The sequence below is a fragment of the Bordetella genomosp. 7 genome (genome assembly GCF_002261415.1).
Lineage (GTDB): Bacteria > Pseudomonadota > Gammaproteobacteria > Burkholderiales > Burkholderiaceae_B > Bordetella_A.
Genome location: NZ_NEVI01000014.1, coordinates 338,092 through 351,512, shown reverse-complemented (window position 1 = coordinate 351,512; position 13,421 = coordinate 338,092). Strand labels below are relative to the sequence as shown.

The 13,421-nt window shown below is 65.7% G+C and carries 13 protein-coding genes; 7 read left to right on the top strand and 6 right to left on the bottom strand.

Annotated elements, in window-relative coordinates; translation table 11 throughout:
* The first annotated feature begins 1 nt into the window (after nt 1).
* The 3 genes from fdx to CAL18_RS08575 all read left to right on the top strand — a co-directional run bounded on the left by fdx (nt 2) and on the right by CAL18_RS08575 (nt 1,491).
* On the top strand, nt 2-343 hold the full coding sequence (gene fdx, locus CAL18_RS08585) for an ISC system 2Fe-2S type ferredoxin (RefSeq protein WP_026638118.1): 342 nt from the start codon (nt 2-4) through the stop codon (nt 341-343).
* On the top strand, nt 343-537 hold the full coding sequence (gene iscX, locus CAL18_RS08580) for a Fe-S cluster assembly protein IscX (RefSeq protein WP_026638117.1): 195 nt from the start codon (nt 343-345) through the stop codon (nt 535-537). The genes fdx and iscX overlap by 1 nt, the downstream gene beginning before the upstream one ends.
* Nucleotides 538-600: 63 nt before the next feature.
* The gene (locus CAL18_RS08575) at nt 601-1,491 is read left to right on the top strand and encodes a methylglyoxal synthase (RefSeq protein ID WP_026638116.1); all 891 of its coding nucleotides are present in this window, start codon (nt 601-603) and stop codon (nt 1,489-1,491) included.
* Nucleotides 1,492-1,536: 45 nt separating this feature from the next.
* Here CAL18_RS08575 and CAL18_RS08570 read toward each other — a convergent pair whose 3' ends face one another.
* The 6 genes from CAL18_RS08570 to CAL18_RS08545 all read right to left on the bottom strand — a co-directional run bounded on the left by CAL18_RS08570 (nt 1,537) and on the right by CAL18_RS08545 (nt 7,978).
* Nucleotides 1,537-1,842, bottom strand: a complete 306-nt coding sequence (locus CAL18_RS08570) for a hypothetical protein (protein ID WP_026638115.1) — start codon at nt 1,840-1,842, stop codon at nt 1,537-1,539.
* Between the two features lie 14 nt (nt 1,843-1,856).
* Nucleotides 1,857-3,377: a lysine--tRNA ligase gene (gene lysS, locus CAL18_RS08565; protein WP_026638114.1), complete on the bottom strand. Its 1,521-nt coding sequence runs from the start codon at nt 3,375-3,377 to the stop codon at nt 1,857-1,859.
* A 6-nt stretch (nt 3,378-3,383) separates the two neighbouring features.
* Nucleotides 3,384-4,139, bottom strand: a complete 756-nt coding sequence (locus CAL18_RS08560; RefSeq protein WP_094817689.1) for an SDR family oxidoreductase — start codon at nt 4,137-4,139, stop codon at nt 3,384-3,386.
* A gap of 58 nt (nt 4,140-4,197) precedes the next feature.
* Nucleotides 4,198-5,302, bottom strand: a protein-coding gene (prfB, locus tag CAL18_RS08555) for a peptide chain release factor 2 (protein ID WP_141214372.1) whose coding sequence is annotated in 2 segments (ribosomal slippage) — nt 4,198-5,220 and nt 5,222-5,302 — 1,104 coding nt in all. Because the reading frame shifts where the segments join, the coding sequence is not laid out codon by codon here.
* Nucleotides 5,303-5,351: 49 nt separating this feature from the next.
* Nucleotides 5,352-7,052 (bottom strand): single-stranded-DNA-specific exonuclease RecJ, encoded by a 1,701-nt coding sequence (gene recJ / locus CAL18_RS08550; protein ID WP_026638111.1) that lies wholly within the window; start codon nt 7,050-7,052, stop codon nt 5,352-5,354.
* On the bottom strand, nt 7,034-7,978 hold the full coding sequence (locus CAL18_RS08545; RefSeq protein WP_094796690.1) for a hypothetical protein: 945 nt from the start codon (nt 7,976-7,978) through the stop codon (nt 7,034-7,036). Before CAL18_RS08545 ends, recJ begins: the two co-directional genes overlap by 19 nt.
* Nucleotides 7,979-8,091: 113 nt before the next feature.
* On the opposite strand from CAL18_RS08545, the gene CAL18_RS08540 reads away from it, so the two are divergent.
* From CAL18_RS08540 to CAL18_RS08525, 4 genes are all read left to right on the top strand, one after another.
* Nucleotides 8,092-9,324 carry a lipoprotein-releasing ABC transporter permease subunit gene (locus tag CAL18_RS08540; RefSeq protein ID WP_051423600.1) on the top strand — a complete coding sequence of 411 codons (1,233 nt, stop codon included), beginning with the start codon at nt 8,092-8,094 and terminating at the stop codon, nt 9,322-9,324.
* Nucleotides 9,317-10,024: an ABC transporter ATP-binding protein gene (locus CAL18_RS08535; RefSeq protein ID WP_038851866.1), complete on the top strand. Its 708-nt coding sequence runs from the start codon at nt 9,317-9,319 to the stop codon at nt 10,022-10,024. Before CAL18_RS08540 ends, CAL18_RS08535 begins: the two co-directional genes overlap by 8 nt.
* Before the next feature lie 54 nt (nt 10,025-10,078).
* Nucleotides 10,079-10,879, top strand: a complete 801-nt coding sequence (locus CAL18_RS08530; RefSeq protein WP_026638107.1) for a TatD family hydrolase — start codon at nt 10,079-10,081, stop codon at nt 10,877-10,879.
* Between the two features lie 197 nt (nt 10,880-11,076).
* Nucleotides 11,077-13,317: a TonB-dependent receptor domain-containing protein gene (locus CAL18_RS08525; protein WP_249278387.1), complete on the top strand. Its 2,241-nt coding sequence runs from the start codon at nt 11,077-11,079 to the stop codon at nt 13,315-13,317.
* Nucleotides 13,318-13,421: the final 104 nt, after the last annotated feature.

Here is a 13,421-nt window from a genome sequence, read left to right as displayed (position 1 = left end):
TATGCCCAAACTTACCGTACTGCCTCACCCGGACGTCTGCCCAGAAGGGGCGGTGATCGAAAACGCCCCCCAGGGCACGTCCATTTGCCGCGTGCTGCTCGATAACCATATCGAAATCGAGCATGCCTGTGAGCTGTCGTGCGCATGCACGACGTGCCATGTCATCGTGCGCGAAGGTTTCGGGTCGCTCGAGGATGCCACGGACGACGAAGAAGATTTGCTGGACAAGGCCTGGGGACTGAGCCCGACTTCGCGCTTGTCGTGCCAGGCGCGGATTGCCCAGGCCGACCTGACGATCGAAATTCCCAAGTACACCATCAACCACGCCAAAGAGGAACACTGATGAAGTGGGTTGATACTTACGAGATCGCCGCCGCGCTGGCGGATGCGCACCCCGACGTGGACCCTGCCACGGTACGATTCACGCAACTGCGCGAGTGGGTAATTGCGCTGCCCGGGTTCGACGACGACGCGGCGCGCAGCGGCGAGAAAATCCTGGAAGCGATACAGATGGCCTGGATCGACGAAGCTGCCTGACTGCGCGTCGATCCGGCCACACCGTTGCGGCGTCTTTCGTAATCCCTCATTGATCCGAGTGCCATGACTGCCTTGCGTTTCGGCCTAGCTGCCAACCGCCTGCATCACGAAACGGCCGATGCGGCCTTGTTCGACTGGCTGCGCGCCAGTTCTGCGGGCATACGCAATCTGGGGATGCAGCTGCACACGGTGGGGCGCACGCACGACGCCATTCTGCGTGAAGGCATGTTGCAGGGTTATAGCGGCCTGATCCGCTATCCGTATGGACGCGAGGGCGGGCTGATGAAGCTGGTGGCCCGGGTGACCGAAGGGCGCGATGGCGACGCGCCTTTCGACGGCGCGATCTACCTGATCGATCCGGTCGACCCCTCGTCCATTTTTCCGGAGGCCCTGGCGCTCAAGCGGCAGTGCATCACGCATGGCCGGCCGTTCATCTCGACGCTGGCGGGCGCTATCGAATGGATCGAAGTGGAGTCCGTCCTGGCACAGCTTCCGCCCGACCCGGCCGTGTCGCGCTATTTCGATTTCGGGTCGCAGACCATCGCCCTGATTGCGCACGACGCGCTCAAGGACGAAATGATGGCTTTCGCGGCCGAACACTTCGACTTGTTGTCGCAGTTTGCCGGACGCGTGGCCACCGGCACGACCGGCGGCCGCCTGAACGAACTGGCATGGTCGCGCGGCTGGCCCGCCGACAAACCCTGGGTGCATCGTTACCTGAGCGGCCCGCTGGGCGGCGATGCCCAGATTGCCGAACTGGTGCTGGAGCACCGCTGCCAACGGGTGGCTTTCTTTGAAGATCCGCACGTGGCACGGCAACACGAGGCCGACATCCAGTTGCTCGAGCGCGCGGTGCGCGTGGCTACCCGCCATGCCACTTGCGTGACCTCGCCCAGCGTGGCCAGGCGCTGGGCGCAGGCCGTGACCATACGCCAGCAGAAAGCCCGACGCTGAGGGCACAGGCCCGCATGCGCCACCAGGGCGGCATGGCGCCGCCCGCTAGCGGCGCTTGAACAACACGATGACGCCGCACGCCAGCGACAGCGCCAGCAGCACGCCGGCGATACGCAGCAGGCCGGTGCCGCCCAGCACGTCGCCGGCCCCCGTAACGGTGTCGGAAATGCCGCCCAGCCAGAGCAGCGCGCAGAACAAAGACAATATGAACAGCACCACGCCCGCGGTGGCCAGCAAGGTCAGCGCCAGCCGGTTGGCGGGGGCACGGGCGGCAGTGGCGCGGCGCCTGGGCAGGACCAGGTACAACACCCCCAGGATGACGGCCGCGATGATCAGCAACTTGATGAGCAAGGCGGCCTCCCGGGTCAGTCTTCGCGCCGCAGGTGCGGGAACAGGATGACGTCGCGGATGCTGGGGCTGTTGGTCAGCAGCATGACCAGCCGGTCGATGCCGATGCCGCACCCGCCGGTGGGCGGCATGCCGTATTCAAGGGCACGGATGTAGTCGGCGTCGAAGTACATGGCTTCTTCGTCGCCCGCGTCCTTGGCCTCGACCTGGGCATGAAAGCGTGCGGCCTGGTCTTCCGGGTCGTTGAGTTCGGAAAACCCGTTGGCGATTTCACGGCCCGTCATGAAAAGCTCGAAGCGCTCGGTAATGCCCGCCCGCGTATCCGAAGCGCGGGCCAGCGGCGAGACTTCGACCGGATAGTCGATGATGTAGGTGGGGTTCCACAGCTGCGCTTCGGCAGTTTCTTCGAACAGCGCGAGCTGCAGCGCCCCCAGGCCGGCGCGAGCCAGCACCGGGCCATTGATGTCGGCGCCGAATTTCTTCAGCTCTGCGCGCAGGAAGGCGGCGTCGTCGAGCTGGGCCTGCGTATACCCCGGCGCATACTTGAGTATGGCTTCGCAGATCGTAAGGCGATCGAACGGCCGGGAAAGATCGAGTTCGCGGTCCTGGTATCGCAGCACTGCGCTGCCGGTGGCCGCAACGGCGGCCTGGCGCAAGATCTGCTCGGTGAAGTCCATCAGCCAGCGGTAATCCGCATAGGCCGCGTAGAACTCCATCATGGTGAACTCGGGGTTGTGCCGGGGGCTGACGCCTTCGTTGCGGAAGTTGCGGTTGATCTCGAACACGCGCTCGAATCCGCCGACGATCAGGCGCTTCAGGTAGAGCTCGGGCGCAATGCGCAGGAACATTTCCATGTCGAGCGCATTATGGTGCGTGACAAACGGCTTGGCCGCCGCGCCGCCGGGAATGGGGTGCAGCATGGGCGTCTCGACTTCGAGGAAGCCGGCGTCGAGCATGACCTGGCGGATGGCGCCCACCGCCTTGCTGCGGATCTCGAACGTGCGGCGCGTGTCCTCGGTCATGATGAGGTCGACGTACCGCTGGCGATAGCGCAGTTCCTGGTCGGCCACGCCGTGGAACTTGTCGGGCAGCGGCCGCAACGACTTCGCCAGCAGCCGGGCCGTGGCGGCGTGCACGGACAGTTCACCCTTGTTCGTCTTGAAAACCGACCCTTCGACCGCGATGATGTCGCCGATGTCCCATTGCTTGAAAGCCGCGTAGGCCTCTTCGCCCAGTGTGCCGCGGTCAAGGTAGATCTGGATGCGGCCGCTGCCGTCTTGTACGGTGGCGAAACTGGCCTTGCCCATGACGCGCTTGAGCATCATGCGGCCGGCCACCTTCACCTGCTTGCCGGCGCTGGCCAGGGCTTCCTGGTCTTGGTCGCCATATTGGCGATGCAGGTCGGCGGCATGTGCGTCGGGCACGAAATCGTTGGGGTACGCGACGCCGGCTTCACGCAGCTTGGCCAGCTTGGCGCGCCGCTCGGCGATCAAGCGGTTTTCATCCTGGGCAGCCGGGGCGGGCGAGTGGTCGGTCATGGTGGATCAGTTGTAATTGCGGATGTCGTCGATTTCGGTCGCACCGAAATCATCGCGGTCTAGGTAGGCGAGGATGCGGTCGGCCACGGCCGACGGCGATGCAAGCTGGCCGGTGGCGTGGAGTTCCTGGAAACGGGGCAGGGCCGGGAAGCTGGAGGGATCGCTGGCGCGTATGGCCTGCTGCATGTCGGTGTCGACCACGCCCGGGGCCAGGGCGACGGCACGTACGCCGCTGGCGCCTTGTTCCTGGTTCAGCACACGGGTGTACATGTCGAGCGCGGCCTTGGTGGCGCAGTAGACGCCCCAGCCCGCATTGGGATTGCGGCCGGCGCCCGAAGAGATATTGAGAATGCGGCGCTGCGCCTGCAGGCCTTGCACCGCCGACACGAAATGCGCTGAAAGCAGCATGACGGCGGTGACATTCAAGTTGAAGGCGCCGGCGATGGCGGCACCTTCGGTAAGCGAGGCAGTGCGGGCCACGGGTTGCACCGTGCCGGCATTGTTGATGAGCAGATAACGCTTGGCGTCGCGGGGCAGCGCCGACGCGATGCGGGTGGCGGCCGCGGCCGCTGCCTGCAGGTCGGACAGGTCGACCTGGATCTGCTCCAGTTCGGCGCCCTGCGCCTGGGCGTGGGCAGCCAGATCAGGATCGGCGCGGCGCGCCAGCGTAATCAGGCGCGTGCCGGGCCGGGCCAGGCCGCGGGCCAGCGCCGCGCCTATGCCGCGGGAGGCGCCGGTCAGGATTGCGATCGTATCGGTCATGCGCTTGCCTCTTGAGGGGTTCACGATAGAAAGCGGCGCGCAAGCGCGCCGCCGTGGATCACACGCCTTGCTTCAGGCTGGCCTGGATGAAGGCATCGAGGTCGCCATCGAGGACTTTCTGGGTGTTGGAGATTTCGACGTTGGTGCGCAGGTCTTTGATGCGGCTCTGGTCGAGCACGTAGGAACGGATCTGGTGCCCCCAGCCCACGTCGGTCTTGGAGTCTTCGAGCTTTTGCTGTTCGGCCATGCGGTTGCGCATCTCGAGCTCGTAGAGTTTCGACTTGAGCATCTGCATGGCTTCGGCGCGGTTGCGGTGCTGCGAGCGGTCGTTCTGGCACTGCACGACGATGCCGGTGGGGATGTGGGTCAGCCGCACCGCCGAGTCGGTCTTGTTGATGTGCTGCCCGCCCGCCCCGCTGGCGCGGTAGGTGTCTGTGCGCAGGTCGGCCGGATTGACCTCGACCTCGAACGAGTCGTCGACTTCGGGATAAACAAAGACGCTGGCAAAAGACGTGTGCCGTCCGCCGGAGGAGTCGAACGGGCTCTTGCGCACCAGCCGATGCACGCCGGTTTCGGTGCGCAGGTAGCCGAACGCGTATTCGCCCTCGATCTTGATGGTGGCCGATTTCAGGCCGGCGACTTCGCCTTCGGATTCTTCGAGCACCTCGGCCTTGAAGCCCTTGCGTTCGGCGTACTTGAGATACTGGCGCAGCAGCATCGACGCCCAGTCCTGCGCTTCGGTGCCGCCCGCGCCTGCCTGGATGTCCATGAAGCAGTTCAGCGGATCGGCCGGATTGGCGAACATCCGCCGGAATTCCAGGTCTTCGAGCTGTTCCTGGAATGTGTCGGCATCGCGCTCGATGGACGACAGGGTGGCGTCGTCATCGTCGGAGGCAGCCAGTTCGAACAGTTCGAGCGAATCGGCGATACCCGCACGCAGGTGCGTCAGGGTTTCAACGACGGTTTCGAGGGATTTTTTTTCGCGGCCCAGGTCCTGGGCGTGCTTGGGATCGTTCCAGACCGCCGGGTCTTCCAGTTCGGCGTTGACGACGTGCAGGCGTTCGGCCTTCAGGTCGTAGTCAAAGATACCTCCGTAGCGCCTGCTCGCGCTCTGCGTAGTCGGCGAGGCGGGCGGCTAGCTGGTTCTGGCGTTCGGCTTCCATGATGTGTCCTGGCTTGATTCCGGTGCGAAACCAAGCATTTTAGCGTGGATTATTCGGCGTGTTCGACGACGAGCTGGGCCGATACGATGCCGTTCCAGACGTTGGGTTCCAGCCGGTAGGCCACGCGCACGTGTCCGGGCAGCGGCTGGTCGTGTCCGAACCAGATGGCGTCGAACCGCTGATGGCCGCGCTCCAGCGACAGCTTCAGGTGCTTTTCGCCCACCAGCCGCTGATTGCGCACGGCGAATTCGTCCAGGAACAGGGGCGGCGCGAAACCCGCCCCCCAGACCTGCTGCTGCAGCAGCGTGGCCACCTCGGCGTTGGCATAGCCGGACTCGAGCGATCCGTCGGTTTCCAGCAGCGGCTCGAACGAGTGGCGTCCGGTAAGTTCGCGCACGGCCGCGTCGAATGCGGGCGCGAAGGCGGGGAAGTCGTCCCGGCCCAGCGTCAGGCCGGCCGCCATGGCGTGCCCGCCGAATTTGCGGATAAGCCCCGGGTGGCGCTTGGAGACGAGATCGAGCGCATCGCGCAGGTGCACATCGGGGATGGAGCGCCCCGATCCGCGGATTTCTGTATCGCCGGCCGGGGCAAACGCCAGGGTGGGGCGCCAGAATTTTTCTTTCAGGCGCGACGCCACCAGCCCGACCACACCCTGGTGCCAGCCCGGGTCGAAGACGCATACCGTGGCGCCCCCCGTGTCGCCGGCCGCGTCCATGGCGGCCAGCGCCTGGTCGCGCATTTCGGCCTCGATGCCGCGCCGTTCGCGGTTGATCTGGTCGAGCTGGCGCGCCATGTCGAGCGCCTGGTCTTCATCGTCGGTGGTCAGGCAGGCGATGCCCAGGCTCATGTCGGCCAGGCGGCCCGCCGCATTGATGCGCGGACCCAGGGCGAAGCCCAGGTCAAAGCCGCTGGCGTTGCGCGGCTCGCGCGCGGCCACTGCGAACAGGGCGCGCACGCCGGGCTGCATGCGGCCGCTGCGCATGCGCTGCAGCCCCTGCGTGACCAGCAGGCGATTGTTGGCGTCGAGCTTGACTACGTCGGCCACGGTGCCCAGGGCTACCAGATCGGCCAGGGCATCCAGGCGCGGGCCTGCGTCGGGCGCATAGACGCCGCGCCGACGCAGCTCGGCTCGCAGGGCCAGCATGAGATAGAAGATCACGCCCACGCCGGCCAGGTTTTTGGAGGGGAAGCCGCAGCCCGGCTGATTCGGATTGACGATCGCCAGGGCGTCGGGCAACGTGTCGCCGGGCAGGTGATGGTCCGTGACTAGTACGCCTATTCCTGCCGCATTGGCCGCCGCTACGCCATCGACGCTGGCGATGCCGTTATCCACGGTGATGATCATGTCCGGCTTGCCGTTGCGATGATTGCAGGCCAGCTCGACGACGGCCGGCGACAAGCCGTAGCCGGTCTCGAAGCGGTTGGGCACCAGGAAATCCACGTCTGCCCCGAAGGCCCGCAATGCGCGCAGGCCCACGGCGCATGCCGTCGCACCGTCGCAATCGTAGTCGGCCACGATCAACAGCCGCTTGCGCTGCGCGATCGCATCAGCCAGGATGGCCGCGGCAGTCGCGACGTGGGTCAGGGTTGCCGGCGGCAGCAGCGCGGGCCAGGCCAGGCGTGTCTGATCGGGATGCGTGACGCCGCGTGCAGCCCACAGGCGCGCCAGCAGCGGGTGTATGCCTGCGGCCTGCAGGGTGCGGCAGGCGTCGAAATCGGCGGGGCGGATTGTCAGACGGGGCGAGACCACCAGCTATTCCAGTTTTTGTTCGGGGCAGGCAGCCAGCCCAGCAGGCGGCTGCGGGGTTTGAGGGTCAGATGGGCGCGGCGGTCGGCGCCCAGCAATAGAAGCTGCATGGGTTCGAGGGGACGCCGTGCCGCATCGGCCAGCGGCCGCAGCCGCAGCCGGTCGATGTCGGCAAGCGCCTGCAGCCATGCGGACCAATCGGCGGCACGATGCGGAGCGTCCAGCTCATCGGCCACCATCGCCGGCGGGGCGTCGGCGGCTTTCCAGGCGGTGCCGCCGCCGTATAGCCACAAGGCATTGACGGGCGGCGCGCCGCGCGCCTGGCGGGCTTCATTGGCCGGATGCCCGTGCCATGCCATCTGTATTTCGTTCAGCAACCGGCGCCACGGACGCATGGCCGGGTCCTGGCTCCACCAGTCGCGCAGCGGCTGGCCTGCGACGGCGGCCGGACTGGCCGTGGCGGGCGCCAGGCCTGCGGGCAAGCCGAGGCGCCAGCGTTGCGGCGCCAGCGGTTGAACGGCGAACCCCGCGGCGTCGAGGCTGGGCCGCGCGGCCTGCAGCAGGGCATCGCTCTCGTCCGCGCGCACGTCCATTTGCGCCGGATCGAGCAGCACGGCCTGGTCGGCGCCCAATGCCAGGTGCGACAGCTCGGCCAGCCACACCGGCTCGCCGTCCGGGGCATGGCCTGGGGCCAGCAATGGTCCCAGCCCGCTGCCCAGCGGCAGGCCTTGGGCAGGCCGGTAGCCTGCCTGCTCCAGCTGCCAGCCTTCGTAAGGCGTGCAACCGTGCGTGCGCACATCGAACCGTTCCACCCGTGCGGTTGCGGCCTGCAGCCAGGCGTGCAGCACGGGGGCTTGCTGCGGCAGCAGGCGGGCCAATTCGGCGGCAACCGGCGGGGGCGGCAGTGCGCCCGGGATGGCTATGAACATGGCGCAGATTGTAGTCGCAGCGCGCGGCTGCTGGCTGTCGTGGCAGTTAATGCCATAATGCGCGGGTGCTGAAAATACCTTATGAACTCTGGATCGGCGCCCGCTATGCGGGCATGGCCCGCATCCGCCAGCGACGCGGGCGCCGCGACCGCTTTATTTCTTTCATTGCCGCCACTTCCATGGCGGGCATCGCGCTGGGCGTCGCCGCCTTGATCGTGGTGCTGTCGGTGATGAACGGGTTCCAGAAAGAAGTACGCGACCGCATGTTGTCGGTCTTGCCGCACATCGAGCTCTACATTCCGGGCGCCGTGCCCGAGCGGGTGCTGGAGCAATGGCGGCAGTTTGCCGACGCGGCCGAACGCAACAGCGAGGTCAGGGGTGCGGCGCCTTTCGTGGCCGCACAAGCCATGCTGGCGCGGGGCCAGGCGCTGCAGGGGGTGCAGGTGCGCGGCATCGACCCCGGCACCGAGGCCCAGGTTTCCGATGTGCCCGGCCAGATGAGCACCGGCCGGCTTTCCGACCTGCAGCCGGGCAGTTTCGGCGTGGTGCTGGGCAGCGACCTGGCCAATGCCCTGGGCGTGCAGGTGGGCGATACGTTGCTGGTGCTGGCCCCGCAAGGCTCGATCAGCCCGGCGGGCTTTACGCCCCGGATGCGGCAGTTCACGGTAGTGGGCACCTTTCACTCGGGGCATTACGAATACGATTCCAGCCTGGCGTTCGTCAATGCACAGGATGCGGCGCGGGTGTTCCGCGACAGCGGCACGGCGGGAGTGCGGCTGCGGATCCAGGACATGCAAAGGGCGCCGCAGGTGGCGGCCGAGCTCGGCAAGGTGCTGCCGCCCTATGTCATGGCCAGCGACTGGTCGCGCAACAACCGTACGTGGTTCGCGGCGGTGCAGACAGAAAAACGCATGATGTTCCTGATTCTTGCCCTGATCGTGGCCGTGGCGGCTTTCAACCTGCTGTCGTCGCTGGTAATGGCCGTGAAGGACAAACAGTCGGATATCGCGATCCTGCGCACGCTGGGCGCTGGCCCGGGCGAGGTGGCGCGCATCTTTCTGGTGCAGGGCGCATTGATAGGCGTGGTCGGCACCGTGGTCGGCGTGCTTGGCGGCATGCTCATCGCCTATAACGTGCACGTCATCGTGCCCTTCATCGAAGGGTTGCTGGGCATACATTTCCTGCCTCGCGAGATCTACTTCATCAGCCAGCTGCCTTCCGATCCGCGCTCGGGCGACATCATCTCCATAGGCGTGACTTCGCTGGTGCTTTCGCTTCTGGCCACGCTGTACCCGAGCTGGCGCGCTTCGCGCCTGCAACCCGCCCAGGTGCTGCGCCATGACTGACGCCGTTTCTATGTCCGCTCCCGACACGCCGGCCCTGGAAGCCCGCAACCTGGTAAAGACCTACGACGAGGGGCCGGCGCGCATACAGGTGCTGGATAACGTCAGCCTGACCGTGCAACGCGGCGAGATGGTTGCCATCATAGGCGCGTCGGGCTCGGGCAAGAGCACGCTGCTGCACATCCTGGGTCTGCTCGATGTGCCCACCTCGGGGCAGGTCACCGTAGACGGGGTGGCGGGCAACGGGCTGTCGGAGTCGCAAAAGAGCGCACTGCGCAACCGCAGCCTGGGGTTCGTGTACCAGTTCCACCACCTGCTGCCCGAGTTCTCGGCGCTTGACAACGTTGCCATGCCGCTCATTGTCAGGCGCGAACCGCGCGACAAGGCGCGCATCGCCGCGCGCGAGGTGCTGGAGCTGGTGGGCCTTGCAGCGCGCGAAGGGCATTTTCCCGGCCAGTTGTCTGGCGGTGAAAGGCAGCGCGTTGCCCTGGCGCGTGCGCTGGTCACCCGGCCGGCATGCGTGCTGGCCGACGAGCCCACAGGCAATCTGGACCGCGGCACGGCGCACAAGATGTTCGAATTGCTGACCCGCGTAAACCGGGAATCCGGCACAGCGTTTGCTATCGTCACGCATGATGCCGAACTGGCCAGGCTGGCCGACCGCCAGTTGCTGATGGAAAGCGGGCAACTGGTGTCGGGATAGCACTGCCATGGGTCGCGGCCGCGGGCCGCGAAGCGCAAGCCGTACCGAATCGCTATGTTGATCGACACGCACTGCCACCTGGATGCCGAGGAATTCGACGCCGACCGCCACGACGTAGCGCGGCAGGCGCATGCGGCCGGCGTGAGGCATATCGTCATCCCCGCGGTCGAGCGCGCCAACTTTTGCGTCGTGCGCGATCTTGCCCGACGGATCGAAGGCGGGACATACGCGCTGGGCATACATCCATTGTTCGTCCAACGCGCCCGGCAAGAGGACCTGGATGCCTTGCGCGAGGCCGTGGTGTCGGCACTGGACGACCCGCACTTCGTCGCCATCGGCGAGATCGGCCTGGATTTCTTCGTGCCGGAGATCGCCTCGGGTCAGGCGCGGGATAAGCAGGAGCGCTTCTACGACGCTCAATTGGCCATGGCCGCGGAATTCGACCTGCCCGTGCTGCTGCATGTGCGACGTTCGCAAGATATCGTGTTGAAGTATCTGCGTCGTCGCATCGGTGTGCGCAGCGGCATTGCCCATGCATTCAACGGCAGCGCCCAGCAGGCCCAGGGGTTTGTCGAACGCGGCTTTGCCCTGGGGCTGGGGGGCGCCATGACATATGCGCGCGCGTTGCAGATACGCCGCCATGCTACCGACATCGGCCTGGAGCACCTGGTGTTGGAAACCGACGCCCCGGATATTCCTCCCGCCTGGCTGCACCGGCCAAACCGGCGCAACGACCCCGCGCAACTGCCGCGAATTGCCCAAGTGCTGGCGGAACTGCGCGGCATCGAACTCCACGAGATCGCGCGGGCGACCACGGCCAACGCACGCCGCGTGCTGCCTCGCCTGCCGGCCTGAATTTGCTTGCTGGTTCCATCGTGCGTTGATGAAACGCAACGCCTTGTTGCGCCATATGGCTGTCGCAGATTGACATAATTCTGAGAATCAATATCATTTGCGCAGCTTAAATAAAGCTGAATGCAAATGATCCATGCGTGCGGGGCAGGCTGACGCCCGCGGCGCTTTTTTCGATTTCAGATTCCGGAGATTATGTCGTGACTGCTTCTATGTCCGCGCCGCCCGAGGTGCCGCTATCGCAACCCTGGCGTGCCGCGCGATACCCTGCCTTGGTGGCCGCACTTGCTGCCGCCTGGTCTGCTTGCGCGCAGCAGGGTTTGGCCGAGGACACCATGGGCATCGCCCAGATGGACACCGTTGTGGTGACGGCGGCCGGGTTCGAGCAGGAAATCAAGAACGCGCCGGCTTCGATTTCGGTAGTGACGCGCGAGCAGCTGGAGGCGCGGCCGTTTCATAACCTGGCCGATGCGGTCGCCGATATCGAAGGTGTGTCGGTGGAGCGGGGCGGCAAGGCCGGCGGCATGAACATCAGTATTCGCGGCATGCCGAGCGACTACACGCTGATCCTGGTGGACGGCAAACGCGTCAACCGCAACAGCAGCGGGTCGCGCCCCAACGGTTTTGGCGATGTCGACACCAATTTCATCCCTCCCATGGCAGCGATCGACCGCATCGAAGTGGTGCGGGGGCCGATGTCCACCCTGTACGGCTCCGACGCGATGGGCGGCGTGATCAACATCATTACGCGCAAGGTGGCCGAGGAGTGGATGGGCCAGGTTACGGTAGATGGCACCGTGCAAGGCGACAATCGGTTCGGCAACAGCTATGGCTCGGCGTTCTACCTGAGCGGGCCCATCAAGTCGGACATGCTGGGCTTGTCCCTGCGTGGCGGCTACCAGCGCCGCCTGGCGGCAACCGGCCAATACTCTGCCAATCTGGCCGAATACAACAGCGGCGACTATACGGGCGACGTCGGCAGTTTCAGCGGCCTGGGCGAAAGCAAGTTGACGAACGTGGGCATGCAGCTGGCGTTGACCCCCACTCGCGACCACGACATCCTGTTCGATGTGGACCAGAGCTGGCAGCAGTACGATAACTCCAACAGCCAGGTGGGTACGCTCAACAGTGAGGTCGAGCCGGGCCGCGCCGGCGGCGGCTATGCGCCCGAGTTGAAGTTCAACCGCACGCGCTACGCGCTTACTCACCTTGGCCGGTATGCGTCGGTTACGTCGGACACGAGCCTGGTGTACGACACTACCGAGACCAAAGGGCGCACCAACCCCATGAGTTCGCCGCGGCAGCCGGCCGATGGTACGTCTCGCAAGCTGGAATACGACAACTGGGTGTTCGACACGAAGTGGACCATGCCGCTGTTCAACGATCGCCACAACCTGACGGTAGGCGGTCAGTGGCGCGAGCAGAAGTTCGTCGACTCGCTGGCGTCGGCGCCGCTGGACCTGACGCAGTGGCAATGGGCGTTGTTCGCCGAAGATGAATGGCGCATCGTGGACGACCTGGCCCTGACCCTGGGCGCGCGCTACGACCGCAACCAGCAGTTCGGCGGAGAATGGAGCCCGCGGGGCTACCTGGTGTGGAACGCCACGCCGTCATGGACGTTCAAGGGCGGCGTCAGCCGCGGTTACAAGACGCCCGACATCAATCTCATGACCGACGGCATCATCGGCCTGGGCGGGCAGGGCACCATCCCCTTGCTGGGCAATTCGGAACTCACTCCCGAGCGCAGCACGTCATCCGAACTCGGCGTGCTGTTCGACGACCAGGAAGGCCTGCGCGGCAACCTGACGTTCTTCCATACGAAGTTCAAGGACAAGATCGATACCGAAGATGTGCCCAACTGCCGCGCGCCCGGCAACAACGTTCCGGGCTGCCTGGACCTGGGAGACTGGCGTCGGCGCGGCGTGCCGGTGGACACATTCTCGCGGCGCGTCAACATCGATTCGGCCACCATACGCGGCCTGGAAATCGGCGGTACGGTGCCGCTCTACGAGGGCCTGTCGTTCAATGGCAACTACACCTACACCGCCAGCGAGCAGACCTCGGGCGCTTCCGAGGGCCAGCCGCTGGGCTCGCAGCCGCGCCACGCCTTGAACCTGGGGTTGAACTGGAGCATCAACGAGCGCGCCAACACGTGGATTCGCGGCGAATACCGCGCCAAGCAGTTCCAGGGCGTGGACTGGAACGAAAAACAGGTGTTCTATAAACCGTACTGGCTGACCAGCGTGGGCGGATCGTACGTCGTGAACAAGAACGTCACCGTGTCGGCCGCCGTGTTCAACCTGTTCGACAAGAATTTCGTCGACTACGGGCCGCCTCGCACGGGCACCAGCGCGCCTGTGGCCGACGCGAGCTGGAGCAACTCGTATCGCCAGGTGCTGGAAGGCCGCCGCCTTTGGGTGTCTGCCAACATCACGTTCTAGGCAAGGTGCCGGCGCGGCCTGACGGCCGCCAGGGACTTTTCCATTCACTGCACGCCCCCGATGCCCCGGCCACGGCCTACGCTGTGCGCTTTGGGGGAACAGCA

Coding starts and splice junctions, on each gene's coding strand:
- CAL18_RS08560 (WP_094817689.1), bottom strand. CDS start 4,139: ATGACCGATACGATCGCAATCCTGACCGGCGCCTCCCGCGGCATAGGC.
- iscX (WP_026638117.1), top strand. CDS start 343: ATGAAGTGGGTTGATACTTACGAGATCGCCGCCGCGCTGGCGGATGCG.
- CAL18_RS08545 (WP_094796690.1), bottom strand. CDS start 7,978: ATGTTCATAGCCATCCCGGGCGCACTGCCGCCCCCGCCGGTTGCCGCC.
- lysS (WP_026638114.1), bottom strand. CDS start 3,377: ATGACCGACCACTCGCCCGCCCCGGCTGCCCAGGATGAAAACCGCTTG.
- CAL18_RS08530 (WP_026638107.1), top strand. CDS start 10,079: ATGTTGATCGACACGCACTGCCACCTGGATGCCGAGGAATTCGACGCC.
- fdx (WP_026638118.1), top strand. CDS start 2: ATGCCCAAACTTACCGTACTGCCTCACCCGGACGTCTGCCCAGAAGGG.
- CAL18_RS08535 (WP_038851866.1), top strand. CDS start 9,317: ATGACTGACGCCGTTTCTATGTCCGCTCCCGACACGCCGGCCCTGGAA.
- CAL18_RS08575 (WP_026638116.1), top strand. CDS start 601: ATGACTGCCTTGCGTTTCGGCCTAGCTGCCAACCGCCTGCATCACGAA.
- CAL18_RS08540 (WP_051423600.1), top strand. CDS start 8,092: ATGGCCCGCATCCGCCAGCGACGCGGGCGCCGCGACCGCTTTATTTCT.